This is a genomic window from Pseudomonas sp. Tof1, assembly GCF_055390395.1.
The window spans coordinates 1,481,947-1,508,464 of the sequence record NZ_AP024344.1 but is presented as its reverse complement, the minus strand read 5'-3'; the positions used below and the strand labels follow the sequence as shown (position 1 = coordinate 1,508,464).

Here is a 26,518-nt window from a genome sequence, read left to right as displayed (position 1 = left end):
AGGTTTCCCCCATGAGCAATTCCCTGTCAGATCGCGTCAGTCAACTGGGCCTGAACCTGCCGCAGCCCAGTCAGCCGATTGCCAACTATGTGAATTACGTGATCAGCAACAACCAGCTGTTCATCTCCGGGCAGATCCCCCTGCAGGATGGTCATCCCGCCGGCATTGGCCGCCTGGGCGATACCCTGGGCGAAGAGGAAGGCGCCAGGGCAGCGGAGCTGGCGGCCCTCGGCCTGCTGGCGCAATTGCGTCACGCCATCGATGACAACCTGTCGAAGCTGGTGCGCATCGTCCGCCTCGGCGTCTTCGTTGCCGCCAGCCCGGACTTCAAACGCCAGGGCGTTGTGGCGAACGGCGCATCCAACCTGCTGGTCAACGTGCTGGGTGAAAAAGGTCGGCACGCCCGGACCGCGATCGGCGTGTCGAGCCTGCCCAGTGGCGTCGCCGTGGAAATCGACGCGATCTTCGAGCTGCAGCCATGATCGTCGACGATTGGTCGGAAAGCGAAATCGCCCACCTGCGTGCCGCGACTCCCGGCTGCTCGCGGGTGATCCATTTCAATCACGCCGGCGCCTCGCTCCCCAGCCAGGCCACCCTGGAGGCAATGACCGCCCAGTTGCGACTCGAGGCAGGCATCGGCCCGATGGAAGCCGGCCCCCAGGGCGCGCGACTGGAGGAGGAAGCCCGCCAGGCTGCCGCCGAGCTGCTCAACACCAGCGTCCAGAGCATCGCCTTTGCCAGCAGCGGCTCAGCCGCCTGGGGCCAGGCCTTCGCCGCACTGGGCCCCTGGCGTGCCGGCGACCGGATCCTGGTCGGGCGTCATGAATGGGCCGGCAACCTGGCCTGCATGGCCGAAGCGGTCAAGGCCGGCGCTCGTCTGGAAGTGATCCCGTGCGATGAAACCGGTGCGGTGTCGGTCTCTTCCCTGGAACAGATGATCGACGCCCGCGTGCGCCTGATCGCCCTGACCTGGCTACCGGCCAATGGCGGCCTGATCAACCCCGCCGAGGCCATCGGCCAGGTGGCGCGACGCCATGGCATCGCCTACTTCATCGATGCCGGACAGGCTCTCGGCCAACTGCCGTGCGATGTCCAGGCCCTGGCCTGCGACGTGCTCAAGGGTGCCGCCCGCAAGTTTCTCCGGGGCCCGCGGGGTACCGCGCTGCTGTATGTGCGCGAAGGCTTTCTCGAACAACTGACCCCCCGCTACCTCGATGTGTCATCCGCGCCCTGGGACGATCACGGCTTCACGCTGCGCAACGATGCCCGCCGCTTCGAAACCAGCGAGCGCTCGCTGGTGTTGATGGCCGGCCTGGCCAATGCGCTGAAGGAGGCCAATCAGTTGGGTATCGCGCGTATTCGCGGCAGGATTCAGCGGTTGGCGACAGGATTGCGCGAAGCCTTGCGCAAGATCCCCGGGCTGGAACTGCACGACCTGGGCCTGCCCGGACAGCAGTCGGGCCTGATTGCGTTCACTCTGGAAGGATGGGATGCCTTGGCGCTGAAACAACGGCTGGCCGAAAGCGCTATCAACATCGGTGCCAACGGCACCGCCTACACGCCTCTGGACATGCAGGCCCGCGAACTGCCGGCGATTGCCCGGGTCGCGGTGAGCTATCTCAATACCGAACAGGAGATCGGCTTGCTGCTGGAGGCCCTTGGGCAACTGGCCGAAGAGCACCGTCAGACCTCGACGTCGACCAGCAGGCCCTGACGCGGCTGCTCTTCCATCAATGCGACTACCGGTACGGTGTTGTCGGCGTTCAATTCGTCGCCCGGCACCGCCAGGTGCAACTGCGGATCATCCTCGGCCTCACGCCGGCGTTGCTGCTGTTGCTGCTGTTGCTGCTGGCGCCGCTGTTCCTCGCGCAACTGCCACGCGGCCTCTTCCGGGTCGCGCTTCTGCAGGTCGATGGTGCTCTCGTTGGAGCTTTCCTGCACGGGCACCACAGGCGGGATATCCGGTCGCGGTCGGATCGGGTCCTGCTGGGAAGTGACCGGCACGGCACTCAGGGGTAACATCGGTGGCAGCATGATTTTTTCTCCTGTCGGCAGGCTTTCGGCGGCGGCCCCCTTGACTTGAGCCGTCAGTCGCGAAACTGTGACCCGGTTATCGCTAAAGGGTGCAATACGCTCCGACGAACGTCATGCTCAACGACTTTTCAGCCTGGGTCAGTGTACTTTCTCGGATCAGTCCTTTCGATCAAGAGCTTTGGCCTGAAAGCGTCGATTCCGTTAAGATAGTCGGCTTTTTCAAGGCGGGAGTCAGGCAGCATGGCGCAGCAGTATCAACCGGGGCAACGCTGGATCAGTGACAGCGAAGCCGAGCTGGGTTTGGGCACCGTTCTGGCACAGGATGGCCGCTTGTTGACCGTGCTCTATCCGGCCACTGGCGACACTCGCCAGTACGCGCTAAGGAATGCGCCCCTGACCCGCGTGCGATTCTCGCCCGGGGACAGCATCACCCACTTCGAGGGGTGGAAGATGACCGTGCGCGAAGTCGAGGATGTCGACGGGTTGCTGGTCTACCACGGCCTCAACGTGCAGAACGAAGTCGTCGCGCTGCCGGAAACCCAGCTGTCGAACTTCATCCAGTTCCGCCTGGCCAGCGACCGGTTGTTCGCCGGGCAGATCGACCCGCTGCCATGGTTCTCGCTGCGCTACCACACCCTGGAACACATCAGCCGCCAGTTGCAATCGCCGCTCTGGGGCCTGGGTGGCGCCCGTGCGCAACCGATCGCCCACCAGTTGCACATCGCCCGGGAAGTCGCCGACCGTATCGCGCCACGGGTCCTGCTGGCGGACGAAGTGGGCCTGGGCAAGACCATCGAGGCCGGCCTGGTGATCCATCGCCAGCTGCTGTCCGGTCGCGCCAGCCGCGTGCTGATCCTGGTCCCGGAAAACCTCCAGCACCAGTGGCTGGTGGAAATGCGCCGGCGCTTCAACCTGCAGGTCGCGCTGTTCGATGCCGAGCGCTTCATCGAGAGCGATGCCAGCAACCCGTTCGAAGACACCCAGTTGGCCCTGGTGGCCCTGGAGTGGCTGGTCGAGGACGAAAAGGCCCAGGACGCGCTGTTCGCCGCCGGCTGGGACCTGATGGTGGTCGACGAGGCGCATCACCTGGTCTGGCATGAAGACAAGGCCAGCCCGGAATATACGCTGGTCGAACAACTGGCCGAGACCATTCCCGGCGTACTGCTGCTGACCGCCACCCCCGAACAGCTGGGCCAGGAAAGCCATTTCGCGCGCCTGCGCCTGCTCGATCCGAACCGTTTCCACGACCTGGCCGCGTTCCGCGCCGAAAGCGAGAACTATCGCCCGGTGGCCGAAGCGGTGCAGGAACTGCTGGACCAGGGCCGTCTGTCCCCGGCCGCCCACAAGACCATCCAGGGTTTCCTCGGCAACGAAGGCGAGGCCCTGCTCACCGCGGTCAACGACGGCGACAGCGAAGCCAGCGCGCGTCTGGTACGCGAACTGCTCGACCGTCACGGCACCGGCCGCGTGCTGTTCCGCAACACCCGCGCCGCCGTCCAGGGCTTCCCGGAGCGCAAGCTGCACGCCTACCCGCTGCCGAACCCGGACGAATACCTGGAGCTGCCGCTGGGCGAACACGCCGAGCTGTACCCGGAAGTCAGCTTCCAGGCCCAGACCGAAGGCGGTGACGAGGAACGCTGGTGGCGCTTCGACCCACGGGTCGAGTGGCTGATCGACCAGTTGAAAATGCTCAAGCGCACCAAGGTGCTGGTGATCTGCGCCCACGCGGAAACCGCCATGGACCTGGAGGACGCCCTGCGCGTGCGTTCCGGCATCCCGGCCACCGTGTTCCACGAAGGCATGAACATTCTCGAGCGTGACCGCGCCGCCGCCTACTTCGCCGACGAGGAATTCGGCGCCCAGGTGCTGATCTGCTCGGAAATCGGCAGTGAAGGCCGCAACTTCCAGTTCGCCCACCACCTGGTGATGTTCGACCTGCCGGCGCACCCGGACCTGCTGGAACAGCGGATCGGCCGCCTGGACCGGATCGGCCAGAAGCACGTGATCGAGCTGCATGTGCCGTACCTGGAAACCAGCCCGCAGGAACGCCTGTTCCAGTGGTACCACGATGCCCTGAACGCCTTCCTCAATACCTGCCCGACCGGCAACGCCCTGCAGCACCAGTTCGGTCCACGCCTGCTGCCGCTGCTCGAAGGCGGCGACGACGGCGAGTGGCAGAAGCTGGTGGACGAGGCCCGTGCCGAGCGCGAGCGCCTGGAAGCCGAATTGCACACCGGCCGCGACCGCCTGCTGGAACTCAACTCCGGCGGTGCCGGTGAAGGTGAGGCCCTGGTCGAGGCGATCCTCGAGCAGGACGACCAGTTCGCCCTGCCGATCTACATGGAGACGCTGTTCGACGCCTTCGGCATCGACAGCGAGGACCATTCGGAAAACGCCCTGATCCTCAAGCCGAGCGAGAAGATGCTCGACGCCAGCTTCCCGCTGGGCGACGACGAAGGCGTGACCATCACCTACGACCGCGGCCAGGCGCTGTCGCGCGAAGACATGCAGTTCATCACCTGGGAACACCCGATGGTGCAAGGTGGCATGGACCTGGTGCTGTCCGGCTCGATGGGCAACACTGCCGTGGCGCTGATCAAGAACAAGGCACTGAAACCGGGGACCGTGCTGCTGGAACTGCTGTACGTCAGCGAAGTGGTCGCACCGCGCTCGCTGCAACTGGGCCGCTACCTGCCGCCGGCCGCCCTGCGCTGCCTGCTGGACGCCAACGGCAACGACCTGTCGCCACGCGTCGCGTTCGAGACCCTGAACGACCAGCTGGAAAGCGTGCCCAAGGCCAGCGCCAACAAGTTCATCCAGGCCCAGCGCGACAGCCTGGCGCCGAAGATCAACGCCGGCGAAGCGAAAGTCGCCCCTCGTCACGCCGAACGCGTGGCCGAGGCACAACGTCGCCTGGCGGCCGATACCGACGAGGAACTGGCGCGCCTGACCGCGTTGCAGGCCGTCAACCCGAGCGTGCGTGACAGCGAGCTGGTAGCACTGCGTAAACAGCGTGAACAGGGGCTGGCGATGCTGGAGAAGGCGGCGTTGCGCCTGGAAGCGATCCGGGTGCTGGTCGCCGGTTGATCTGACAGTGCGCTGTGGGGGCGGGATTCGTTTAGGGCTTCAGGGCCCCTGTTCGCGGATGAATCCGGCTCCCACAGGTCCAGTGGTGATCACAAAATCTGTGAACACCGCTCCACTGTGGGTGCCGGATTCATCCGCGAACAGGCCCCCATTCAACTGACTATCAAGCCGTTACAGGTGCCACGCCTTCCTGCTCCTGCCCCATCCCCTCGCGCATCCGCGCCGCATCCCGACTGAAACACCGTGCCGCCTGGAACAGGAACAGCAGCGTCAGCAGCAACGCCGCCGGAATCAGATACATCGCGTCATGCAGACCCACGGCCTTGAATGCCTCGGTCATTTCCTGCGCACCTGCCGCCAGCATCGCCGCATGGGCGAAATGGTCGGACAGCAGGCCGACCACCACCGGCCCCAGCCCGCCACCCAGCAGATACAGGCCGGCGAAATACACCGCCATCGCCATCGCCCGCAGCCGCGGCTCGACCACGTCCTGGATCGCGGTATAGACGCAGGTGTAGAAGTTGTAGGCAAACAGCCAGCCGACACTGAATACGGCGACGAACACACCGATCTCGATCCGCCCGGCATGCAGTGCCCAGGCCGTGGCCAGGGTCGACACCACCAGGCTCACGGCCGCGAACAGCAGGCGTCCGTTGGCGATGCGCTGGTGAATCTTGTCCGCCACCCAGCCGCCCAGGGTCAGCCCGACCAGGCCGGTCACGCCGACGATCACCCCGGTGGCCACCGCCGCTTCCTGCAACGGAATCTGGAAGTAGCGCTGCAGCATCGGCACCAGGAAGGAGTTGCAGGCGTAGGTGGCGAAATTGAAGGTCAGCCCCGCCAGCACCAGCCAGAGAAAGGTCGGGATCGCCAGCAGGCGCCGTACCGGCCGCTCGATCCGTGTCTGGGCGACCTGTACGGTTTCCGCCGCGCCGCGCTTGGGCTCCCTGATGAAGAACATGAACAGCGCCAGCACCAGGCCGGGGACCGCCGCAATGAAAAACGGCGCCCGCCAGCTGTCGAACGCCTTGACCATCGCGCCGATGGTGAAGAACGCCAGCAACAGCCCCAACGGCAGGCCCAGCATGAAAATGCCCATGGCCCGTGCCCGGCGATGGGCCGGGAACAGATCGCCGATCAGCGAATTGGCCGCTGGCGCATAGCTGGCCTCACCGATCCCGACGCCCATGCGCACCAGCAGGAAGCTCCAGAAACTGCCCACCAGGCCATTGACCGCCGTCAGCCCGCTCCAGACCGCCAACCCCCAGCCCATCAGCTTGCTGCGCGAACCGTTATCGGCCATGCGCCCCAGGGGCAGGCCGGCAATGGCATAGACGATGGTGAAGGCGGTGCCGATGATGCCGATCTGGAAATCGCTCAGGTGCCACTCCATGCGGATCGGTTCGATGATGATCGCCGGGATGGTCCGATCGAAGAAATTGAATAGGTTGGCAAGGAACAACAGGAACAGAATGCGCCAGGCATTCGCCGCTTGGGTCGAGTTCTGCATGGGGTCCGTCTCTTTATTGTTATAGGGCTTGGCTGCCACTCAATCTAGTCAGCCTGATATCGCCTGTCTGCCACCATTCGCGGCGCTGATACCGGCCAATGGAGGCTCTATCGGGACCCGTAAAAATACTTGTAACACCCCCTTACAAAGCCGCGGCCGAAGCCTAGAATAGTGCCAAACTCCCTCCCTTCTTCTTTCTCCGTTGACCTTCCATGTCTGATGCTAATCCGTGTCTGAATTGCGGTGCCTGCTGTTCCTATTTCCGTGTCTCGTTCTATTGGGGAGAGTGCGTGTCGGGCGGCGGCCTGGTGCCCGACGAACTGGTCAGCCAGATCAGTCCGAGCCGCGTGGCCATGAACGGTACCGAAGGGAAAAAGCCGCGCTGCACCGCTCTTGAAGGTGAAGTCGGTAAAGGGGTCAGTTGCTCGATCTACCACCAGCGCTCCAGCCCCTGCCGCGAATTCGATGCCGCCTGGGTCAACGGTGAACCCAACGAACGCTGCGATGCGGCCCGCGCCGCCTTCGGCCTGCCGCCCCTGGAGCCCGAACAGCAGCCCAGCTTAGTACCAATCGCTATTTAGCTCATCGCCAAATCATTGGGAGCACTCTGCCATTAGGGCTCCCGGCTCCAGACGAGCCTCTATACTCCAACCCATTGGTCGGCGCGCAGCGTCGGTAGTCCAAGGGCGGAATAGGACAGGCTATGGAGTGGCTGGGTTTGCATTTTGTCGACAAACTTCCCGAGCAAGGGCAGTTGCTGCTCGACTGCAGCCACGATCCGCTGCTGGTCATGCTGGCCTATCTGGTGGCCTGCGCCGCGGGCTTCGCCACGCTCGACATGGCCGAACGGGTCGGTCATGTGGAAAAACCGGCGCAACAGCGCCTTTGGCGCTGGGTCGGTGCCTGTTGCCTGGCGGGCGGCATCTGGGCCATGCACTTCATCGCCATGCTGGCGTTTCGAACGCCCATCGCGATGAGTTACGACCTGCCCACCACCATGGTCTCGCTGCTGATCGCCCTGTTCGCCTCGTTTCTCGCCATGCACACCCTCGGTCGCGCCGAACTGCGCCCTTCCCAGACCGTTCGCGCCGCCCTGTCGATGGGGCTGGGGATCGCCGCCATGCATTACGTCGGCATGTCGGCCTTGCGTTCGACTGCACAGCAGTACTATCAACCCGGCCTCGTCGGCCTGTCGGTACTGATCGCCATCGGCGCCAGCCTGGCGGCCCTGCTGCTGGCCAGGCACTTTCGCACCGGTAGCGGCATCTTCCATCAACTGCTCAAGTACAGCGCCAGCCTGGTGATGGGCGCAGCCATCGTCAGCATGCACTTCACCGGCATGTGGGCACTGCGCCTGGTCGTCCCGGAAGGCGACGTCCTCGGCGCCGCAGTGCAGAACAACCATCTGCAACTGGGCATGACCATTGCGCTGATCACCCTGCTGATCATCGGCAGCAGCATCAGCGCGGCCCTCTCCGACAAGAAGCTGCAGCACAAGGAACAGGACCTGCGCCGGGTCAACGCGCTGCTCAGCCAGTTGGACCAGGCCCGCCTGTCCCTGGCCCAGGTCGCCCACTACGATGCCCTGACCAACCTGATCAACCGCCGCGGCTTCAACCAGATCTTCGCCGAGAGACTGATCGAGCGCAGCAGCAATGGCGGCATGCTGGCGGTGATGTTCCTCGACATCGACCACTTCAAGCGGATCAACGACAGCCTCGGCCACGACGCCGGTGACGAGCTGCTCAAGGTCATCGCCGCGCACATCAAGAGTGCCACCCGCAGCCATGACGACGTGGTCGCGCGCTTTGGCGGCGACGAGTTCTGCATCCTCATCAGCCTGCACAAGCGCGACGAAGCCCGGCACATGGCCCAGCGCATCATGCAGAAGATGAAGGAACCGATCGAACTGGCCGGCCGGCGCATGGTGATGACCACCAGCATCGGGATCGCCGTGTTCCCCGAGGACGGCCAGACCTGCGAGGAACTGCTGAAGAACGCCGACCTGGCGCTGTACCAGTCCAAGGAAGCCGGACGCAACAGCCTGCATTTCTTCAACGCCAACCTGAAGACGAAGGCGACCCTGGAACTGCAACTGGAGGAACAACTGCGCCAGGCGCTGCGCGACGGCCGCGAGCTGCAACTGTTCTACCAGCCGATCTGTGCGGTCAGGACCGGCCAGGTCGCCAAGCTCGAGGCCCTGGTACGCTGGAACCATCCGCAACACGGGCTGCTGGCCCCGGACCGCTTCCTGCACATCGCCGAAGCCAACGGCCTGATCGCCGATCTGGACAAGTGGGTCCTGCGCACCGCCTGCCAGGACCTGGCGGCACTGGACGAACAGGGCTACAGCGACCTGATGGTCAGCACCAACTGCTCGTCCCTGAACCTGGCACGCGAGGAACTGGCCGACGACATTGAAAACATCCTGCGCAGCACCGGCGTTTGCGCCAACCGGCTGGAGCTGGAGGTCACGGAAAACGCGCTGATGGGCAATATCACCAATACCCTGCAGCTGTTGCGGCAGATGCGCACCCTCGGCGTCTCGCTGTCCATCGACGACTTCGGCACCGGCTACTCGTCCCTGGCCTACCTCAAGCGCCTGCCACTCAATACCCTGAAGATCGATCGCTCGTTCATCCTCGACATCCCCAAGTCGGCCCCGGACATGGAGATCATCCAGGCGATCATTGTCATGGCCCACACCCTGCATCTGCAGGTGGTCACCGAAGGCGTCGAGACCCAGCAGCAATACGAGTTCCTTGCCGAGTACGACTGCGACTACATCCAGGGCCACCTGTTCAGCCGGCCGGTGTTGTTCGAAGAGCTGCCCGCGACCATCAGGCAGCTCAACCAGCGCCCACCCCCAGCGTCACGCCACTCACTCCGCCGGCGACGGCGGCTCGCGATACAGATTCACCAATGTCGCGGGATCCTTTTGCAGATACCCCTGGCTACCATGCAGGCGCATCAACTGTGCGGCCAATCCGCTGATGGGCGCCGCCGAACCCTGTTCACGGGAGAACTTCACGGCACCGTCCAGGTCCTTGAGCAAGGTGCGCACATGCCATTTGATCGGTTCGAAACGGCTTTCGGCCATCTGCGGCGCGAGGATCTGCAACGGCCTGGAGTCGGCGAAGCCACCGCCGAGCGCTTCGGCCAGCAGGCTGGCATCCACCCCGGAGCGTTCCGCCAGCGCCACCACCTCGGCAATCACCAGGGCATTGCAGGCCACGATCATCTGATTGCAGGCCTTGGTCACCTGCCCGGCACCCACCGCCCCCATGTGGGTGACGCGCTGGCCAAGGGTCAGCAAGACCGGGCGAACCCGTTCCAGATCGGCCACTTCCCCACCGGCCATGATCGCCAGGCTGCCGGCCTCGGCCCCGGCGGTGCCGCCGGAAAGCGGCGCATCCAGCCAGCGCACACCGCGCTCGGCCAGCAGGCGCGCGGCCATTTGTCGCGTCGCCGTGGGCTCCAGGCTGGAAAAATCCACCAGCAGTTGACCCGTCTTCGCCGCCTGCGCCACCCCGTCGACCCCGAAAACCACCTCCTGCACCACCGCGGTATCGGCCAGGCACAGCATCACCACGTCTGCCTGCGCGCACAGCTCGGCAGGGGTGGCGACCTGCCGCGCACCGGCCGCCACCAGTTCGGCGCATTTGTGCGGCGACCGGTTCCACACCGTCAAGGGGTACCCCGCGGCCAGCAAGCGACGGCACATCGGCAGCCCCATCAGGCCGATTCCGGCGAACCCCAGAGCAGGTAGTACAGAATTCATAAAAAGTTCCCCGTCAATTAAAGAACGTCAAATACTGGCCGATTCAACGATATCCAGAGCAGGGTTTAGCCCTAGGGAAACCTAGGGCCAACCCCTATCGATCAAGCCAATATCGCGCGTTAAAGTCGCGATCTCTCACCGTGATGGCGCGTTGACATCCCCTTCGACCGCCCAACCAGACCAGGCATATGGCGCACAATGACCTCCAAAAATAACCCAGCCAACGCAGTATCCGATCTGATGTCGCCCGCGGTCGTGGAAAAAACCTACAAGGCCTACTCGACGCCCCGTCCACTGGCGACGCAGCAGTACCTTTATTTCACGGAAACCAATACGGATCGTATCCTCGACAACCTCGACGGTCTGCGCGACATGGTATTTCCGCGCCCACCGCACCTGGAGGTGGAGAACGAGGCCCGTCGCGAACAGGAATTCCCCTCGGTCTGCCTGATCGGCCTGGGCCGCTGCGGCTCGAACATCGCACTGGATGTCGCCGAACTGGTCTACAACGCCCGCAAGTTCTACCTCAACGAATTCAACAACGACGACAAGTCCGTCGACAAGGGCTACCGCCCCGCCCAGTGGATCCGCAATAACCTGCGCCTGGTGCAGAGCAAGTCCGCCAAGCCGGTGTTTCTGGTCGAACCGCTGGTGATGCTCGGCGACCTGGACAAGGACATCGCCGGCCGCATCCGCTTTTCGCGCAAGGGCGAGAAAAGCGGGTTCATCCGCGACTACAGCAAGATGAAGATCATGGACCTGTCCGAGGTGCATGCCGGTGGCGCGGGTAACGCCCCGATCCTCGGCCAGTACCTGGCCAAGATCATCCTGAACAAGGACACCCAGCGCTTCTCCAGCCCCGACTGGAAGATGATCCACTCGTACCTGATCGACTCCTGCGGCATCAAGGCCAACCAGTCGCGCCTGTACTTCTCGATCTTCAGTGCCGGCGGTGGTACCGGTTCGGGCATGGCCTCGGAATTCGGCCTGGCCCAGCAGTACTCGTACATGAACAAGACGTTCGACACCAAGCCGATGGACGAGCACGACAGCAAGAGCGGCCACTCCTTCGTCTTCGAACCGATCTTCACCAGCGGCATCTGCGTGCTGCCGAACATCTCCGACCATCGCAGCGAAATGTCCGAGGCCCTGCACATCAACGCCGGCCGCCTGCTCTGCAAGTACCTGTCGGAAGAGTGGGACTTCTCGTACAACTTCGACAATGAAGACAGCAGCGAAGCCAGCGTCATGGGCCGTATCCGCCCATGGAACGCGATGATGCTGATCTCCAACGACATCATGCGTTATGCCGAAGAGAACGATGACGGCAATATCCAGAACATTGATGTCAATGCCATGGAGAAGCACGCCAACCAGTACATCTCCCAGCAGATCTTCAACATCCTGACCGCCCAGGCGGTGACCACCGACTACGACCAGAACTACTTCCGTCGTGCCGGCATCGACATCGGCGAGACCATCCGCCTGGACGCCAACGACCTGTTCATGAGCCTGGCAGGCCCCGTGGCGATCGCCTACGCCGAATCCGTGGTACCGGAACAGCCGGCGCCAACCGGCGACAAGTTCAAGGTGTTCGAAAAGGAACAGCAGCGGTTGAACATCGACGACCTGTTCTTCCGCTCCATCGACCTGCCGCACTTCAACAAGGTCACCCAGGCCATCGAAGGCATCAGCCTGCTGCCGATCGAGTCCAAGCGCTACCGCGCCGCCCTGGAGCAGTACAAGGCTTCGGGTTACGACGCCGCGGCGCTGCACGACCTGCATTTCTTCAAGAACTGCTCGTCGGTGGTTTCGATCGTCTCGCTGCCCAAGGACTACAAGCTGTCCTACATGGACCTGAACCGGCTCAAGACCCACCTCAACAGCCTGTTCCCCAACACCACGCTCAAGCGCTACGCCCTGGTGATCGGGGCCTCGGCCAACCTGTCGCTGACCACGCTGATTGCCAAGAGCCCGTGCCTGTCGGACGACTTCCTGACCCTGATCGTGGCCTTCATCAAGCGCTGCTTCGCGCGCAACCCGTACCGCTTCGACGACACGCTGGACAACTCGATGCTCGAGTTCATCACCCGCGACGAGTTCGACGAAGGGCATATCGACGACCTGCTCAACGAGTTCGAGAACCCGGCGAAGATCCTCGATACCAACTGGTACGCGATCAAGCCGATGTACGAGAAGAAGTACCGCGAACTGATCAATGACAAGGACAAGTTCGTCTCGATCAACGATATCCGCCTGTCCCGCGATTGCGTGAAGAAGGCGATCAAGTATCTGCGCGAGATCTACCGTCACCGCATCGGCAAGACCAAGGTCATTTCCTTGAACAGCCACACCGGTCGGACCGAGTACTGAGCCGACCGCCCCCATCACCCTGTAGGAGCCCGGCTTGCCGGCGAATGGGCCCTTGAGGCCGCCAGAAGCTTAGCCGGCAAGCCGGGCCCTACAGAATCGGATGTCGTGGCAGGGAAGCTGCGATATGCCTGTCAAGGACTGTGGATTTTCTCCACGGGCAAACTGCCATTACTGCTGCATGCGGTTACTGGCCTACACACTCGTAGGCCATAAATGCATAACACATATGCACCATTACAGTGCCTTCAATTACCCAGTTGCTCTTTCCTGGATCATCACCCAGGGCGATACCACCACCGCCCACAGGCTCGGATCACGCTCGAGAAGATCCTGGGCCCGCGTTTCAGACACCTTGGCCAACGCTCCGGTGGCCAGCCAATCCGCTACTTTCTCGGTCTGATTCTCGGCCATGGCCTGCGCCGCGGCGATCAGATCCAGCGACGGTTCGACCCACAATAGGGCACCCCGGGCAAAGAACGGTTGCAGCTCCTCCCAGCGGATAGATGCAGTTTCACCAAGCAGCTTGGCATAGAGGGTGCTAGGTTCTTCAATCATGGGAGTTCCACCTGAGAAAAAATCGGCGCAATCATAACGTCGCGACTCAAGGTAGAAAAACCCGGATGTAAAGGTTGGGGTGAAAGAAGGATCAGGGTTGCAGGGATTGCCGTGAAAGCTCAGCAACATCCAGATAATAATCTGCATGGCCATCTGCCGCTATTCTGTCTCTTTCTTTCATTTAAGCGACATCTCCCGATTTTGTCCCCGGCAGCCCGCTATCCAAGCGATAAACGAGCGCTCTAAACTGTATCGGTACAGTTGCCGGGTAAAATCGGGTTGTCAAAACCCGGTTCTGCCGCCCTGGCGTCAGGACTATAAAAATTACAACAGCAAGAGTGGAGCACTAATGACTAAGCAGATTTCCAAACTGTTCGCCGCTATGGTTCTGGCCGGTATCGCCAGCCATTCTTTCGCTGCAGACACCATCAAGATCGGCATCGCCGGCCCCAAGACCGGCCCTGTGACCCAGTACGGTGACATGCAGTTCACGGGCGCGAAACAGGCCATCAAGGACATCAACGCCAAGGGCGGCGTCGATGGCAAGAAACTCGAAGCGGTCGAATACGACGACGCCTGCGATCCGAAACAGGCCGTGGCCGTCGCCAACAAGGTCGTCAACGATGGTGTCAAGTTCGTCATCGGCCACCTCTGCTCCAGCTCCACCCAGCCCGCTTCGGACATCTACGAAGACGAAGGCGTGATCATGATCACCCCGGCGGCCACCAGCCCTGAAATCACCGCCCGTGGCTACAAGCTGGTGTTCCGCACCATCGGTCTGGACAGCGCCCAGGGCCCTGCCGCCGGCAACTACATCGCCGACCACGTGAAACCGAAAGTGGTTGCCGTACTGCACGACAAGCAGCAATACGGTGAAGGCATCGCCACCGCGGTCAAGCAGACCCTCGAGAAGAAAGGCGTGAAAGTCGCGGTCTTCGAAGGCCTGAACGCCGGTGACAAGGACTTCTCCTCGATCATCCAGAAGCTCAAGCAGAACAACGTCGACTTCGTCTACTACGGCGGCTACCACCCAGAGCTGGGCCTGATCCTGCGCCAGTCCAAGGAAAAAGGCCTGAACGCCAAGTTCATGGGTCCGGAAGGCGTCGGCAACGACTCCATCTCGCAGATCGCCCAGGACGCTTCCGAAGGCCTGCTGGTTACCCTGCCGAAGTCCTTCGATGCCGACCCGGAGAACAAGGCCATCGTCGACGCCATCAAGGCTGACGGCAAGGATCCGAGCGGTCCGTTCGTATTCCCGGCCTACTCTGCTGTCGAACTGATCGCCGACGGCATCAAGAACGCCAAGAGCGAAGACACCGCCAAGGTGGCTGCCGCTATCCACGCCGGGACCTTCAAGACCCCGACTGGCGAACTGTCCTTCGACGAGAAGGGCGACCTGAAGAACTTCAAGTTCGTGGTCTACGAATGGCACTTCGGCAAGCCGAAGACCGAAGTATCCCCTCAGTAACTCAGGCCTGACAGGTCAACAAGCCCACTGTTTGCACAGTGGGCTTTGTTTTACGAGGTTTATGGGCCTGACACCCGCGATCCGGGAGCTGGCTCACCTGAAAATCTTAAAACCGTCACCAGCGGTTCGCTGGCAAACGCTCGTGCCAACGTGGCGACAGACCACGCCCGACGAGCCGGAACATGACTCCACCAGTGAAATGCGTATCGGGTTTTTAGGAGCGCTGTAATGCCTGAGATCTATCACTTCTTCCAACAGCTGGTTAATGGCCTGACCATTGGCAGCACCTATGCCTTGATAGCCATTGGCTACACAATGGTTTACGGCATCATTGGAATGATCAACTTCGCCCATGGCGAGGTCTACATGATTGGTTCCTACGTGGCCTTCATCGTCCTTGCCGGGCTGGCCATGATGGGAATCCACTCCCTGCCGCTGCTGATGACCGCCGCGTTCATCGCGACGATCGTCGTGACCAGTGCCTATGGCTACAGTATCGAACGCGTTGCCTACCGCCCACTGCGCGGCAGCAACCGTCTGATTCCGCTGATTTCCGCCATCGGCATGTCGATTTTCCTGCAGAACACCGTACTGCTGTCCCAGGACTCCAAGGACAAGTCCATTCCCAACCTGATCCCGGGGAGCATCTCCTTCGGTCCGGGGGGCGCAGAGGAAGTCCTGATTTCCTACATGCAGATCCTGGTTTTCGTGATCACCCTGATCGCCATGACCGGACTGACCCTGTTCATCTCCCGTTCACGCCTGGGCCGCGCCTGCCGTGCCTGCGCCGAAGACATCAAGATGGCCAACCTGCTGGGGATCAACACCAACAACATCATCGCCCTGACCTTCGTCATCGGTGCCGCCCTGGCCGCGGTCGCCGCCGTGCTGCTGAGCATGCAGTACGGGGTGATCAACCCCAACGCCGGCTTCCTGGTGGGCCTGAAGGCCTTTACCGCCGCAGTACTGGGCGGTATCGGCAGCATTCCGGGCGCCATGCTCGGCGGGTTGGTGCTCGGTGTGGCCGAAGCCTTTGGTGCCGACGTGTTCGGCGACCAGTACAAGGATGTGGTGGCGTTCGGTCTTCTGGTCCTGGTGCTGTTGTTCCGTCCGACCGGCATCCTGGGCCGTCCGGAGGTTGAGAAAGTATGAACAGATATCTCAAACAGGCGCTGTTCAGCGCCCTGCTGGTCTGGGCCGTGGCCTTTCCGGTACTCGGCCTGAAGCTGAGCATCGTCGGGATCAACCTCGAAGTGCATGGCACCGGTCCCCTGACCCTGACCGTCATCGCCCTCTGCTCGGTGCTGATGTTCCTGCGCGTGCTGTTCAGCCAGCAGGTCAGCACGATGTTCAAGTCGTCCCGTGGCCCGCTGGTGTCGCCCAAGGTCGGTCAGTTCCTGACCCTGCCACGGACCCAGCGCTGGATCATCATCGGCCTGATCGTGGCCGCACTGATCTGGCCGTTCTTCGGCTCGCGGGGGGCGGTCGATATCGCCACCCTGATCCTGATCTACGTGCTGCTGGGCCTGGGCCTGAACATCGTGGTGGGCCTGGCCGGCCTGCTCGACCTGGGTTATGTCGGCTTCTACGCGGTGGGCGCCTACAGCTACGCGCTGCTGTCGCACTACTTCGGCTGGAGCTTCTGGCTGTGCCTGCCGGTCGCCGGTCTGATGGCCGCGACCTTCGGCTTCCTGCTCGGTTTCCCGGTGCTGCGCCTGCGCGGTGACTACCTGGCCATCGTGACCCTCGGCTTCGGCGAGATCATCCGGCTGTTCCTGCGCAACCTCACCGACCTCACCGGCGGCCCGAACGGCATCAGCAACATCCCCAAGCCGACCTTCTTCGGCCTGAGCTTCGAGCGCAGTGCCGCCGAGGGTGTGAAGACCTTCCACGAGTTCTTCGGGCTGGCCTACAACCCGGTGAGCAAGGTGGTCTTCCTGTACTTGGTCGCCCTGCTGCTGGCGCTGTTCGCGCTGTTCGTGATCAACCGCCTGCTGCGCATGCCGATCGGCCGCGCCTGGGAAGCCCTGCGTGAAGACGAGATCGCCTGCCGCGCCCTGGGCCTGAACCCCACCGTGATCAAGCTCTCGGCATTCACCCTGGGTGCCTGCTTCGCCGGTTTCGCCGGCAGCTTCTTCGCCGCCCGCCAGGGCCTGGTGACCCCGGAGTCGTTCACCTTCATCGAATCGGCGATCATCCTCGCCATCGTCGTGCTCGGCGGCATGGGCTCGCAACTGGGGGTGATTCTCGCAGCGATCGTGATGATCCTGCTGCCGGAGCTGATGCGTGAATTCAGCGATTACCGCATGTTGATGTTCGGCGCCATGATGGTGCTGATGATGATCTGGCGTCCACAGGGTCTGCTGCCGATGCAACGTCCACACATGGAGCTGCGCAAATGAGCCGCGAGATCCTGAAAGTCGAAAACTTGAGCATGCGCTTCGGCGGCCTGCTGGCGGTCAACGGCGTGGCCCTGACCGTGAAAGAGAAACAGGTCGTGGCACTGATCGGCCCCAACGGTGCCGGCAAGACCACGGTGTTCAACTGCCTGACCGGCTTCTACAAGCCCAGCGCCGGAAGCATCATCCTCGACGGCCAGCCGATCCAGGGCCTGGCCGGCCACGAGATCGCCCGCAAGGGCGTGGTGCGGACCTTCCAGAACGTGCGTCTGTTCAAGGACATGACCGCCGTGGAAAACCTGCTGATCGCCCAGCACCGTCACCTGAACACCAACTTCCTGGCCGGTCTGTTCAAGACCCCGTCGTTCCGCAAGAGCGAAAGGGAAGCCATGGAATACGCCGCGTACTGGCTGGACAAGGTCAACCTGACCGAATTCGCCAACCGCCCGGCCGGCACCCTGGCCTATGGTCAGCAGCGTCGCCTGGAAATCGCCCGCTGCATGATGACCCGTCCACGGATCCTCATGCTCGACGAACCGGCGGCCGGCCTGAACCCCAAGGAAACCGACGACCTCAAGGCGCTGATCAGCGTGCTGCGCGAGGAACACGGCGTCACCGTGCTGCTGATCGAGCACGACATGAAACTGGTCATGAGCATTTCCGACCATATCGTCGTGATCAACCAGGGCACGCCGCTGGCCGATGGCACACCACAACAGATCCGCGACAATCCCGATGTGATCAAAGCCTACCTGGGGGAAGCGTAAATGCTGCAGTTCGAAAACGTTTCCACCTTCTACGGCAAGATCCAGGCCCTGCACAGCGTCAACGTGGAAGTCCGCCAGGGCGAGATCGTCACCCTGATCGGCGCCAACGGCGCAGGCAAGTCGACCCTGCTGATGACCCTCTGCGGTTCGCCGCGGGCCCACAGCGGCAGCATTCGCTACATGGGCGAAGAGCTGGTGGGGCAGGAGTCCTCGCAGATCATGCGCAAGAGCATCGCGGTGGTGCCGGAAGGCCGCCGTGTGTTCTCGCGCCTGACCGTGGAGGAAAACCTGGCCATGGGCGGTTTCTTCACCGACAAGGGCGATTACCAGGAGCAGATGGACAAGGTCCTGGAACTGTTCCCACGGCTCAAGGAGCGCTTCAGCCAGCGCGGCGGCACCATGTCCGGCGGCGAACAGCAGATGCTCGCCATCGGCCGGGCGCTGATGAGCAAGCCCAAGCTGCTGCTGCTCGACGAGCCGTCGCTGGGTCTGGCACCGATCATCATCCAGCAGATCTTCGATATCATCGAACAACTGCGCAAGGACGGAGTGACGGTGTTCCTGGTGGAGCAGAACGCCAACCAGGCGCTGAAGATCGCCGATCGCGCCTACGTGCTGGAGAACGGCCGGGTGGTGATGGAAGGCAGCGGCAATGACCTGCTGACCGACCCGAAAGTCCGCGAAGCGTACCTGGGCGGTTGATTCCACTGCCGTGCAACGAGAAGGCCCCGTTCTGTCGGGGCTTTTCTTTGCCCGGAACATCGTGTCCGTACCCTCGCCGCCCATAATCGATTATGTTGGCCGCACCCCGCCTACCCTCGCTGCCCATACCAGACAGGAAGGCGCCCTCTTCAATTGGAGATCGACCATGAGCAACGCCACCAGCCGTACGCTGTCCGCCGCCGCCCTCGCCCTGACCCTGGGCTCCGCCCTGAGCATCGCCGCACTGCCGATGACCGCCCACGCCGGGGACACCGAGAAATGCTTTGGTGTCGCCGCCAAGGGCCAGAACGACTGCGCCGCCGGCGCCGGTACCAGCTGTGCCGGTACCTCGACCCAGGACAACCAGGGCAGCGCCTGGAAACTGGTGCCCAAGGGCACCTGCGAGAAAACCGCCAGCAGCACCTCGCCGACCGGTTTCGGCCAACTGCAGGCCTTCACCGAAAAAGGCTGACACGCGCAATGCCGCCGTCAGCGCAATCCGCGCCCATTGATTGCGCCCGCGCCCACCCGCTCCCATCCAGGGTCGGGCTGGGGCTCAAGAGCGAGCACTTCCAGGTGATCCTCGACAGCCGCCCCGACCTCGGGTTCTTCGAGGTGCATGCCGAGAACTACATGGTCGCCGGCGGCCCGTTCCACCATTACCTGGGGCGGATTCGCGAAGACTATCCGTTGTCGCTGCACGGGGTCGGCCTGTCCATCGGCGGCGAAGGCCCGCTGGACCGGCAACACCTCCAGCGCCTGGCCAGGCTGATCGAGCGCTACCAGCCACAGTCGTTTTCCGAACACCTGGCCTGGTCGGGACACGGCCCGGTGTTTCTCAACGACCTGCTGCCACTGGCCTACGACCCGGCCACCCTGCAACGGGTCTGCGAACATGTCGACCTGGTGCAGAACACCCTGAAACGCCCGATGCTGCTTGAAAACCCGGCGACCTACCTGCAATTCCAGCGTTCGACCCTGGACGAGACGGACTTCATCAGCGAGGTCATTCGCCGCACCGGCTGCGGCCTGCTGCTGGACGTGAACAACGTGTATGTCTCCTGCGTCAACCATCAACGCGATGCACTGGCCTACATCGGGGCCCTGCCGTTGCGAGCCGTCGGCGAGATTCACCTGGCCGGCTTCGCCGAGGACCGTGACAGCCTCGGCGACCGTCTGTTGATCGACGATCACGGCGCGCCCATCGATTCGGCGGTCTGGGCCCTTTACCAGCAGGTGCTGGCCAGGACCGGGGCGCTGCCGACCCTGATCGAGCGCGACAACCGCGTCCCGGCCTTCAGCGAATTGCTCGTTGAAGCGGCACGAGCCCAGGCCCTGCTCAATGGTGTCGAGGTACGTCGATGAGTGACCTGGACCGCTTCAGCGCGGCATTGCTCGACCCGCAACAGCCGTGCCCGCCCGGCCTGCACAGCCGCAACGGTGCCGATCCGGCCAGCCGTTTCGCGGTGTACCGCAACAATGTCCAGAGCTCGCTGATCAACGCCCTGGCCGACAGTTACCCGGTGGTCCGGGCACTGGTCGGCGACGAGTTCTTCCGGGCCATGGCCGCCGTGCATGTCCGGCAGCACCCGCCCCGCAGCCCGATCCTCAACGACTACGGTCGGGAGTTCGCCACGTTCATCCGCGGCTTCGCGCCAGCGGCCAGCGTGCCGTACCTGGCCGACGTCGCGTGCCTGGAGCGCCTGCGGATCAACGCCTATCACGCCGCCGATGCCACGCCCTTGAGCCCGGAACAGATCGGCCTGCACCTGGCGGCACCGGAGTCCCTGGGCCGCCTGCTGGTCGGCCTGCACCCCAGCGTCGCGGTGCTGGAGTCACGCTACGCGACGCTGTCGATCTGGCTGGCGCACCAGGGCGAAGGCCGGTTGGAGCAGATCGACCCGAGCCGGGGTGAAACAGCACTGGTACTGCGTTGCAACTGGCAGGTCGAGGTGTTCAGGCTCGACCGTGGCAGCCGGGTCTTCATCCAGGGCCTGCTCAATGAACAAGCGCTGGAAAGCGCCATGACCCACGCCCATGAAGCCGACCCCGAATTCGATCCGGCCCAGACGCTGGGCCTGCTGATTCGCTACGGCGCCATTACCCGGCTGCAAGCGGCATGACTACAGCTCAAGCCGCTCCAGTGCCTCGCTGCTGCGCTTGAACCAACCGATCAGGTAGTCGGCCAGCACCTGGGTGCGCCGCGGCAGCCCGCCCTGGTAGGGATGCACCAGGTACGCCGGCATGTCGCGGGTGTGATAGTCGCGCAACAGCCAGCGCAAACGCCCGTCTGCCAGCTCTGCGGCCAGCGCGTAGGACGGCAGCCGGGCGATACCGGCACCGGCCAGCGCGGCCTTCTTCAGCAGGCTGTAGTGGTTGCTGGCAAACGTGCCACCCACCCGCACCCGCAGCAGTTCATGCTGGCGATGGTATTGCCACTCCTCGCGCCCACTGTAGTGGCTGTTGAGCAGGCAACGATGGTTGGCAAGCTCCTGGGGCGTCTGCGGCTCACCATGGGCCTCGAGGTAGGCCGGACTGGCACAGGTCAGTTCGTTGATCACCAACAGCGGCCGGGCCACCAGTCGCTCATCGCGGCCAGTCTCGGTGCGAATCGCCAGGTCAAAGCCCTCGCGCACCAGGTCGCGGAAGCTGTTGCTCAGGTCCAGCTCGATCTGGATATCGGGGTAATTGCGCGAGAACTCCAGCAGCAGTCCATCGAAAAAGGTTTCGCCCAGGGACACCGGCACCGTCATGCGCACCGGGCCGGCGATATCGTCCTTGAGCCGGGCCAGCGCCTGGCGCGCCCGTTGCACCTGCACCACCAGTGCCTGGGCCTGGGGCAGCAGGGCCGCTCCGGCGGCGGTGAGACTCAGGCGCCGGGTGGTGCGGTGCAGCAGTTGCACCGCGAACTGTGTTTCCAGGTGGCTGATGCGCTTGGACAACTGCCCCTTGCTGCACCCCAGTTGCTCGGCGGCCAGCGTGAAGCTGCCCGCTTCGACCAGCACGGCAAAGGCTGCCAGGTCATCCATTTCGCTCACGGGATTGTTTCCAGAATAAAACCAAAGGTTGCCTATTAGCACGCTTATCCGGGGAAAAATCCAGCCTAGACTGAGTGTTCAATCCCCCCACAGGAGCAAGCGCAGGATGAAAATTCTCTTGATTGGTGCCAGCGGCACCATCGGTTCGGCCATCAAAAAGAACTAATCCAGCGACACGAGATAATCAGCATCGGCCGCACCAGCGGCGACCTGCACGTGGACATCAGCGACAGCGCCTCGATTCGTCAATTGTTCGAACAGACCGGCAAGTTCGATGCCTTGGTCTGTGCCGCCGGCAACGTCAGGTTCGCCCCGCTGGCCGAACTGACCGAAGAGGATTTCGCGGTGGGCCTGCAGGACAAGCTGATGGGCCAGGTCAACCTGGTGCGGATCGGCAGCGCATACGCCAGTGACGGCGCCTCGTTCACCCTGACCACCGGCGTCCTCAGTCATGACCCGATCCGCTTCGGCGCCTCGGCCAGCCTGGTCAACGGCGCCATCGACAGCTTCGTCAAGGCGGCGGCGATCGAATTGCCGCGGGGTCTGCGGATCAACTCGGTGAGCCCGACCGTGCTGGTCGAGGCGATGGACGAGTACGCGCCCTACTTCCGTGGCTTCAAGCCGGTAGCGGCGGTGGACGTGGCGCTGGCCTACGCCAAGAGCGTGGAAGGCCTGCAGACCGGCCAGACCTACCGCGTCGGTTGAGCCGGTTCCCACAAGGCTTGTGATGCGGGTCCAGGCTGGGTAACGTGGCGGCACTTGCCAGGAGACCCGATGATGCGTGCCGCCCGTTCCTTGATGATTTTCGCCCTGCCCCTGTTCGCCGCCGGTTGCCAGATGCTCGCCCCCAGCGGCCCGCACCCCACGGCCGGACTGAACCGCATGCAGGGCGAACTGAGCAGTGTCGATGGCAAGCTGCTGTTCCAGCCCTGCCAGGAACAACGCCGCTTCATCGTCAACGACAGCGGCAACACCAGCATCGCCCAGCAAGCCGCGACCTTCGCCGGCAAGCCCGGCAAACTGTTCGTCGACCTGCGCGGCAGCTTCTCGTCGAGCAAGGCCGACAGCTCCGACGGCCAGTTGAACCTGCAGCAACTCTACCGTCTGGAACGCGATACCGGCGGCTGCGCCGACCTCGACTTCCGGCGCCAGACCGTGATCGCCAGCGGCCATGGCCCGGACTGGTCGTTCAAGGCCAGCGGCAAGGGCATGATCCTCGAGCGCGACAAGCAGCCGCCCCTGGTCCTGCCCTACCTGGAAGAGCAATTGGGTGACGGGCGCTTCAGCCTGAGCACCGAAGCCAACAACCAGCACATCGAGCTGTGGGTGGCACCGCAGCGCTGCGTCGACAGCACCACCGGCAGTGTCCGCCACCTCAGCGCCGAATTGCGCATCAACGGCCAGGTGCAGCGCGGCTGCGCCACGTTCGGCGGTGCCCGCAACGACTGATTCGGACCAGCAGTCATTCAAGCCTCACGGAAAACCGCCGTTGGGGCTTATAATCTCCGGTTTGTTGTAAAGCCGGCGCGCCCGCGTGGCCGCATACTGGACCCTGTCATGTTACGAATCACCGAACTCAAGCTGCCGCTCGACCATCCCGATGAAGACCTGCGCTCGGCCATCGTCCAGCGCCTGGGCATCGCCAGCGCTGACCTGCTGGACTTCACCGTGTTCAAGCGCAGCTACGACGCCCGCAAGAAGTCGTCCGAACTGCTGTTCATCTACACCATCGACCTGGCGGTGCGCAACGAAGAAGCCCTGCTGAAGCAGTTCGCCGACGACCACAATGTCGGTCCGGCGCCGGATGTCAGCTACAAGGTGGTCGGCCAGGCGCCGGCCGACCTGCGCGAGCGGCCGATCGTGGTCGGTTTCGGCCCCTGCGGCATCTTCGCCGGCCTGCTGCTGGCGCAGATGGGCTTCAAGCCGATCATTCTCGAACGCGGCAAGGAAGTGCGCCAGCGCACCAAGGATACCTGGGGCCTGTGGCGCAAGAGCGTGCTCAACCCCGAGTCCAACGTACAGTTCGGCGAGGGCGGTGCCGGGACCTTCTCCGACGGCAAGCTCTACAGCCAGATCAAGGACCCGCACCACCACGGCCGCAAGGTTCTGCAGGAGTTCGTCAAGGCCGGCGCGCCGGAAGAGATTCTCTACGTCAGCAAGCCGCACATCGGTACCTTCCGCCTGACCGGCATGGTCGAAAACATGCGCAAGGAAATCGAGGCGCTGGGCGGCGAAGTGCGCTTCCAGCAGCGGGTCACCGACCTGCTGCTCGACGGCGGGCAACTGACCGGCGTGGTGCTCGACAGCGGTGAACAGCTGCATTCGCGCCACGTGGTCCTGGCCCTGGGCCACAGCGCCCGCGACACCTTCCGCATGCTGCACAGCCGCGGCGTGTTCATGGAGGCCAAGCCGTTTTCCATCGGTTTCCGCATCGAGCACCCGCAGTCGCTGATCGACAGCGCCCGCCTGGGCAGGTATGCCGGCCACCCGAAACTCGGCGCCGCCGACTACAAGCTGGTGCACCATGCCAGCAACGGCCGTTCGGTCTACAGTTTCTGCATGTGTCCGGGCGGCACTGTGGTCGCCGCCACCTCCGAGCCGAACCGGGTGGTGACCAACGGCATGAGCCAGTATTCGCGTAACGAGCGCAACGCCAACTCCGGCATCGTCGTCGGCATCACCCCCGAAGTCGACTACCCGGGCGGCCCGCTGGCCGGTATCGAGCTGCAGGAACGCCTGGAGTCCCACGCCTTCGTGCTCGGTGGCAGCAACTACGAGGCTCCGGCGCAACTGGTCGGTGACTTCATCGCCGGCAAGCCGTCGACCGCCCTGGGCAGCGTCGAGCCGTCCTACAAGCCGGGCGTGGCCCTCGGCGACCTGGCACTGGCGCTGCCGGACTTCGCCATCGAAGCCATCCGCGAGGCCCTGCCGGCCTTCGAGCGGCAGATCAAGGGCTACTCGCTGCACGATGCGGTACTGACCGGGATCGAAACCCGCACCTCGTCGCCGCTGCGCATTACCCGCGACGCGTCGATGCAGAGCCTGAACGTCAAGGGCCTGTTCCCGGCCGGTGAAGGCGCCGGTTATGCCGGCGGCATTCTCTCGGCCGGCGTCGACGGTATCCGCATCGCCGAAGCGGTGGCGCGCAATATCCTCGGGATCGAGGCCTGAGGCCTGCCGCGATGAGCTACAGCGTCTCGCCGATCGGTTTCGTGCGCTCCTGTTTCAAGGAGAAATTCGCCATCCCGCGCCAGCCACAACTGGCGCCGGCGGCGCGCGGCGTTCTGGAACTGCTGGCACCGTTCGACCAGGGCGATGCGGTACAGGGCCTGGAACAGGTCAGCCATGTCTGGCTGCTGTTCCTGTTCCACCAGGCCCTGGAGGACAAGCCGCGGCTCAAGGTGCGGCCGCCACGCCTGGGCGGCAACAAGTCCATCGGCGTGTTCGCCACCCGGGCGACGCACCGGCCGAACGGTATCGGCCAGTCGGTGGTGCGGCTGGACAAGGTCGAAGGCCATCGGCTGTGGATCTCCGGTATCGACCTGCTGGACGGCACGCCGATTCTCGACATCAAGCCCTACGTGCCCTATGCCGACAGCGTTGCCACGGCCGTCAACGACATCGCCAGCGCGGCGCCGCAGCTGATTCCCGTGCAGTGGGCGGACAGCGCCCTGCACCAGGCCCAGGCGCACGCCCGGCGCCTGGGCGAGCCACTGATCGAGCTGATCGAACAGTGCCTGGCCCAGGACCCGCGTCCGGCGTACCAGACCCCCACACCCGAGCGGGAATACGGCGCGCAGTTCTGGGACCTGGATGTGCGCTGGCACTACCCGCAGGCGGGCGTGATCCGCGTGCTGGAAGTCGTGCCCGCCGAGTAGAAACGCCAGAAACGAAAAAGCCCGCGCTGCCTTTCGGCAACGCGGGCTTTTTTCTGTGGCGCCGGCTTGCGGACGCTATCGCCGGCAAGCCGGCTGCCACAGCTCCGAAACGGACCTTACTTCTCGACGAAAGCGCGCTCGATCAGGTAGTCACCCGGCTCGCGCATACGCGGCGAAACGGTCAGGCCGAAGCTGTTGAGCACTTCGCTGGTCTCTTCGAGCATGCTCGGGCTGCCGCACAGCATGGCGCGGTCGTCCTGCGGGTTGATCGGTGGCAGGCCGATGTCGCGGAACAGCTTGCCGCTGCGCATCAGGTCGGTCAGGCGACCTTCGTTCTCGAACGGCTCGCGGGTCACGGTGGGGTAGTAGATCAGCTTCTCACGCAGCGCCTCGCCGAAGAATTCGTTCTGCGGCAGGTGCTCGGTGATGAATTCGCGGTAGGCGACTTCGTTGACGTAACGCACGCCGTGGCACAGGATCACTTTCTCAAAACGCTCGTAGGTTTCCGGATCCTGGATCACGCTCATGAATGGCGCCAGGCCAGTGCCGGTGCTCAGCAGGTACAGGTGCTTGCCCGGCTTCAGGTCGTCGAGCACCAGGGTACCGGTAGGCTTCTTGCTGATGATGATCTCATCGCCTTCCTTCAGGTGCTGCAGTTGCGAGGTCAGCGGACCATCCGGCACCTTGATGCTGAAGAATTCGAGATGTTCTTCCCAGTTCGGGCTGGCGATCGAGTAGGCGCGCATCAGCGGCCGGCCGTTGGGCTGCTGCAGCCCGATCATCACGAACTGACCGTTTTCGAAGCGCAGGCCCGGATCGCGGGTGCACTTGAAGCTGAACAGAGTGTCGTTCCAGTGGTGAACACTGAGGACACGCTCGTGATTCATGTTGCTCATTGGGATAGGGCTCCTGGAGATTTGGCCTGC

General features: G+C 63.5%; 22 protein-coding genes and 2 pseudogenes. 18 read left to right on the top strand and 6 right to left on the bottom strand.

Going from position 1 to position 26,518, the window contains the following annotated elements:
- The first annotated feature begins 11 nt into the window (after positions 1-11).
- Both ACZ5KU_RS06890 and ACZ5KU_RS06885 read left to right on the top strand, forming a co-directional pair.
- Entirely contained in the window at positions 12-482 is a 471-nt protein-coding gene (locus ACZ5KU_RS06890) for a RidA family protein (RefSeq protein ID WP_464736953.1), read from the top strand.
- Positions 479-1,714 (top strand): aminotransferase class V-fold PLP-dependent enzyme, encoded by a 1,236-nt coding sequence (locus ACZ5KU_RS06885; RefSeq protein ID WP_464736952.1) that lies wholly within the window; start codon positions 479-481, stop codon positions 1,712-1,714. The genes ACZ5KU_RS06890 and ACZ5KU_RS06885 overlap by 4 nt, the downstream gene beginning before the upstream one ends.
- On the opposite strand, the gene ACZ5KU_RS06880 is transcribed toward ACZ5KU_RS06885, so the two are convergent.
- The gene (locus ACZ5KU_RS06880; protein WP_464736951.1) at positions 1,684-2,034 is read right to left on the bottom strand and encodes an aspartate-semialdehyde dehydrogenase; all 351 of its coding nucleotides are present in this window, start codon (positions 2,032-2,034) and stop codon (positions 1,684-1,686) included. The two genes, ACZ5KU_RS06885 and ACZ5KU_RS06880, sit on opposite strands and share 31 nt — an antisense overlap.
- A gap of 240 nt (positions 2,035-2,274) precedes the next feature.
- On the opposite strand from ACZ5KU_RS06880, the gene rapA reads away from it, so the two are divergent.
- Positions 2,275-5,121 (top strand): RNA polymerase-associated protein RapA, encoded by a 2,847-nt coding sequence (rapA, locus tag ACZ5KU_RS06875; RefSeq protein WP_464736950.1) that lies wholly within the window; start codon positions 2,275-2,277, stop codon positions 5,119-5,121.
- A gap of 163 nt (positions 5,122-5,284) precedes the next feature.
- Here the strand turns inward: rapA and ACZ5KU_RS06870 are convergent, their stop codons facing one another.
- The gene (locus ACZ5KU_RS06870; RefSeq protein WP_464736949.1) at positions 5,285-6,631 is read right to left on the bottom strand and encodes a spinster family MFS transporter; all 1,347 of its coding nucleotides are present in this window, start codon (positions 6,629-6,631) and stop codon (positions 5,285-5,287) included.
- A 212-nt stretch (positions 6,632-6,843) separates the two neighbouring features.
- On the opposite strand from ACZ5KU_RS06870, the gene ACZ5KU_RS06865 reads away from it, so the two are divergent.
- On the top strand, positions 6,844-7,212 hold the full coding sequence (locus tag ACZ5KU_RS06865; protein WP_464736948.1) for a YkgJ family cysteine cluster protein: 369 nt from the start codon (positions 6,844-6,846) through the stop codon (positions 7,210-7,212).
- Positions 7,213-7,334: 122 nt separating this feature from the next.
- Positions 7,335-9,383: pseudogene (locus ACZ5KU_RS06860) on the top strand (putative bifunctional diguanylate cyclase/phosphodiesterase); the annotation flags it as partial.
- A 129-nt stretch (positions 9,384-9,512) separates the two neighbouring features.
- On the opposite strand, the gene ACZ5KU_RS06855 reads toward ACZ5KU_RS06860, so the two are convergent.
- The gene (locus tag ACZ5KU_RS06855) at positions 9,513-10,412 is read right to left on the bottom strand and encodes an NAD(P)-dependent oxidoreductase (RefSeq protein WP_464737392.1); all 900 of its coding nucleotides are present in this window, start codon (positions 10,410-10,412) and stop codon (positions 9,513-9,515) included.
- A 198-nt stretch (positions 10,413-10,610) separates the two neighbouring features.
- On the opposite strand from ACZ5KU_RS06855, the gene ACZ5KU_RS06850 reads away from it, so the two are divergent.
- Entirely contained in the window at positions 10,611-12,785 is a 2,175-nt protein-coding gene (locus ACZ5KU_RS06850; RefSeq protein ID WP_054061012.1) for a hypothetical protein, read from the top strand.
- Between the two features lie 249 nt (positions 12,786-13,034).
- Here ACZ5KU_RS06850 and ACZ5KU_RS06845 read toward each other — a convergent pair whose 3' ends face one another.
- Complete coding sequence (locus tag ACZ5KU_RS06845; RefSeq protein ID WP_054061013.1) at positions 13,035-13,340, bottom strand: DUF2288 domain-containing protein; 306 nt, start codon at positions 13,338-13,340, stop codon at positions 13,035-13,037.
- Positions 13,341-13,689: 349 nt separating this feature from the next.
- Between ACZ5KU_RS06845 and ACZ5KU_RS06840 the strand changes: the two genes are divergently transcribed.
- From ACZ5KU_RS06840 to ACZ5KU_RS06805, 8 genes are all read left to right on the top strand, one after another.
- Positions 13,690-14,808: a branched-chain amino acid ABC transporter substrate-binding protein gene (locus ACZ5KU_RS06840; protein WP_054061011.1), complete on the top strand. Its 1,119-nt coding sequence runs from the start codon at positions 13,690-13,692 to the stop codon at positions 14,806-14,808.
- A gap of 228 nt (positions 14,809-15,036) precedes the next feature.
- Positions 15,037-15,960, top strand: coding sequence for a high-affinity branched-chain amino acid ABC transporter permease LivH (gene livH, locus ACZ5KU_RS06835; protein WP_054061010.1), 924 nt, complete (start codon positions 15,037-15,039; stop codon positions 15,958-15,960).
- A complete protein-coding gene (locus ACZ5KU_RS06830) occupies positions 15,957-17,210 on the top strand; it encodes a high-affinity branched-chain amino acid ABC transporter permease LivM (protein WP_054061777.1) in 1,254 nt (417 codons plus the stop codon). The genes livH and ACZ5KU_RS06830 overlap by 4 nt, the downstream gene beginning before the upstream one ends.
- Positions 17,207-17,974 carry a high-affinity branched-chain amino acid ABC transporter ATP-binding protein LivG gene (gene livG, locus ACZ5KU_RS06825; protein WP_054061008.1) on the top strand — a complete coding sequence of 256 codons (768 nt, stop codon included), beginning with the start codon at positions 17,207-17,209 and terminating at the stop codon, positions 17,972-17,974. Before ACZ5KU_RS06830 ends, livG begins: the two co-directional genes overlap by 4 nt.
- Positions 17,975-18,676 carry an ABC transporter ATP-binding protein gene (locus ACZ5KU_RS06820; RefSeq protein ID WP_054061007.1) on the top strand — a complete coding sequence of 234 codons (702 nt, stop codon included), beginning with the start codon at positions 17,975-17,977 and terminating at the stop codon, positions 18,674-18,676. It begins immediately after the preceding gene.
- Positions 18,677-18,842: 166 nt separating this feature from the next.
- A complete protein-coding gene (locus ACZ5KU_RS06815; RefSeq protein WP_464736947.1) occupies positions 18,843-19,148 on the top strand; it encodes a BufA1 family periplasmic bufferin-type metallophore in 306 nt (101 codons plus the stop codon).
- An 8-nt stretch (positions 19,149-19,156) separates the two neighbouring features.
- A complete protein-coding gene (bufB, locus tag ACZ5KU_RS06810) occupies positions 19,157-20,041 on the top strand; it encodes an MNIO family bufferin maturase (RefSeq protein WP_464736946.1) in 885 nt (294 codons plus the stop codon).
- Positions 20,038-20,799 (top strand): HvfC/BufC N-terminal domain-containing protein, encoded by a 762-nt coding sequence (locus tag ACZ5KU_RS06805; RefSeq protein ID WP_464736945.1) that lies wholly within the window; start codon positions 20,038-20,040, stop codon positions 20,797-20,799. Before bufB ends, ACZ5KU_RS06805 begins: the two co-directional genes overlap by 4 nt.
- Here ACZ5KU_RS06805 and ACZ5KU_RS06800 read toward each other — a convergent pair whose 3' ends face one another.
- Positions 20,800-21,714, bottom strand: a complete 915-nt coding sequence (locus ACZ5KU_RS06800; RefSeq protein ID WP_464736944.1) for a LysR family transcriptional regulator — start codon at positions 21,712-21,714, stop codon at positions 20,800-20,802. It abuts the gene before it with no gap.
- 106 nt (positions 21,715-21,820) lie between these two features.
- Between ACZ5KU_RS06800 and ACZ5KU_RS06795 the strand changes: the two are divergent.
- The 4 genes and pseudogenes from ACZ5KU_RS06795 to tsaA all read left to right on the top strand — a co-directional run bounded on the left by ACZ5KU_RS06795 (position 21,821) and on the right by tsaA (position 25,592).
- Positions 21,821-22,419 (top strand): annotated as a pseudogene (locus ACZ5KU_RS06795) (short chain dehydrogenase).
- Between the two features lie 69 nt (positions 22,420-22,488).
- Entirely contained in the window at positions 22,489-23,163 is a 675-nt protein-coding gene (locus tag ACZ5KU_RS06790; RefSeq protein WP_464736943.1) for a COG3650 family protein, read from the top strand.
- Between the two features lie 108 nt (positions 23,164-23,271).
- The gene (locus ACZ5KU_RS06785) at positions 23,272-24,885 is read left to right on the top strand and encodes an NAD(P)/FAD-dependent oxidoreductase (RefSeq protein WP_464736942.1); all 1,614 of its coding nucleotides are present in this window, start codon (positions 23,272-23,274) and stop codon (positions 24,883-24,885) included.
- An 11-nt stretch (positions 24,886-24,896) separates the two neighbouring features.
- Positions 24,897-25,592, top strand: coding sequence for a tRNA (N6-threonylcarbamoyladenosine(37)-N6)-methyltransferase TrmO (tsaA, locus tag ACZ5KU_RS06780; RefSeq protein WP_054060999.1), 696 nt, complete (start codon positions 24,897-24,899; stop codon positions 25,590-25,592).
- Positions 25,593-25,708: 116 nt separating this feature from the next.
- Here the strand turns inward: tsaA and fpr are convergent, their stop codons facing one another.
- Positions 25,709-26,488 (bottom strand): ferredoxin-NADP reductase, encoded by a 780-nt coding sequence (gene fpr / locus ACZ5KU_RS06775; RefSeq protein ID WP_016966062.1) that lies wholly within the window; start codon positions 26,486-26,488, stop codon positions 25,709-25,711.
- Between the last annotated feature and the right edge of the window lie 30 nt (positions 26,489-26,518).

Coding starts and splice junctions, on each gene's coding strand:
- ACZ5KU_RS06890 (WP_464736953.1), top strand. CDS start 12: ATGAGCAATTCCCTGTCAGATCGCGTCAGTCAACTGGGCCTGAACCTG.
- ACZ5KU_RS06885 (WP_464736952.1), top strand. CDS start 479: ATGATCGTCGACGATTGGTCGGAAAGCGAAATCGCCCACCTGCGTGCC.
- ACZ5KU_RS06880 (WP_464736951.1), bottom strand. CDS start 2,034: ATGCTGCCACCGATGTTACCCCTGAGTGCCGTGCCGGTCACTTCCCAG.
- rapA (WP_464736950.1), top strand. CDS start 2,275: ATGGCGCAGCAGTATCAACCGGGGCAACGCTGGATCAGTGACAGCGAA.
- ACZ5KU_RS06870 (WP_464736949.1), bottom strand. CDS start 6,631: ATGCAGAACTCGACCCAAGCGGCGAATGCCTGGCGCATTCTGTTCCTG.
- ACZ5KU_RS06865 (WP_464736948.1), top strand. CDS start 6,844: ATGTCTGATGCTAATCCGTGTCTGAATTGCGGTGCCTGCTGTTCCTAT.
- ACZ5KU_RS06855 (WP_464737392.1), bottom strand. CDS start 10,412: ATGAATTCTGTACTACCTGCTCTGGGGTTCGCCGGAATCGGCCTGATG.
- ACZ5KU_RS06850 (WP_054061012.1), top strand. CDS start 10,611: ATGACCTCCAAAAATAACCCAGCCAACGCAGTATCCGATCTGATGTCG.
- ACZ5KU_RS06845 (WP_054061013.1), bottom strand. CDS start 13,340: ATGATTGAAGAACCTAGCACCCTCTATGCCAAGCTGCTTGGTGAAACT.
- ACZ5KU_RS06840 (WP_054061011.1), top strand. CDS start 13,690: ATGACTAAGCAGATTTCCAAACTGTTCGCCGCTATGGTTCTGGCCGGT.
- livH (WP_054061010.1), top strand. CDS start 15,037: ATGCCTGAGATCTATCACTTCTTCCAACAGCTGGTTAATGGCCTGACC.
- ACZ5KU_RS06830 (WP_054061777.1), top strand. CDS start 15,957: ATGAACAGATATCTCAAACAGGCGCTGTTCAGCGCCCTGCTGGTCTGG.
- livG (WP_054061008.1), top strand. CDS start 17,207: ATGAGCCGCGAGATCCTGAAAGTCGAAAACTTGAGCATGCGCTTCGGC.
- ACZ5KU_RS06820 (WP_054061007.1), top strand. CDS start 17,975: ATGCTGCAGTTCGAAAACGTTTCCACCTTCTACGGCAAGATCCAGGCC.
- ACZ5KU_RS06815 (WP_464736947.1), top strand. CDS start 18,843: ATGAGCAACGCCACCAGCCGTACGCTGTCCGCCGCCGCCCTCGCCCTG.
- bufB (WP_464736946.1), top strand. CDS start 19,157: ATGCCGCCGTCAGCGCAATCCGCGCCCATTGATTGCGCCCGCGCCCAC.
- ACZ5KU_RS06805 (WP_464736945.1), top strand. CDS start 20,038: ATGAGTGACCTGGACCGCTTCAGCGCGGCATTGCTCGACCCGCAACAG.
- ACZ5KU_RS06790 (WP_464736943.1), top strand. CDS start 22,489: ATGATGCGTGCCGCCCGTTCCTTGATGATTTTCGCCCTGCCCCTGTTC.
- ACZ5KU_RS06785 (WP_464736942.1), top strand. CDS start 23,272: ATGTTACGAATCACCGAACTCAAGCTGCCGCTCGACCATCCCGATGAA.
- tsaA (WP_054060999.1), top strand. CDS start 24,897: ATGAGCTACAGCGTCTCGCCGATCGGTTTCGTGCGCTCCTGTTTCAAG.
- fpr (WP_016966062.1), bottom strand. CDS start 26,488: ATGAGCAACATGAATCACGAGCGTGTCCTCAGTGTTCACCACTGGAAC.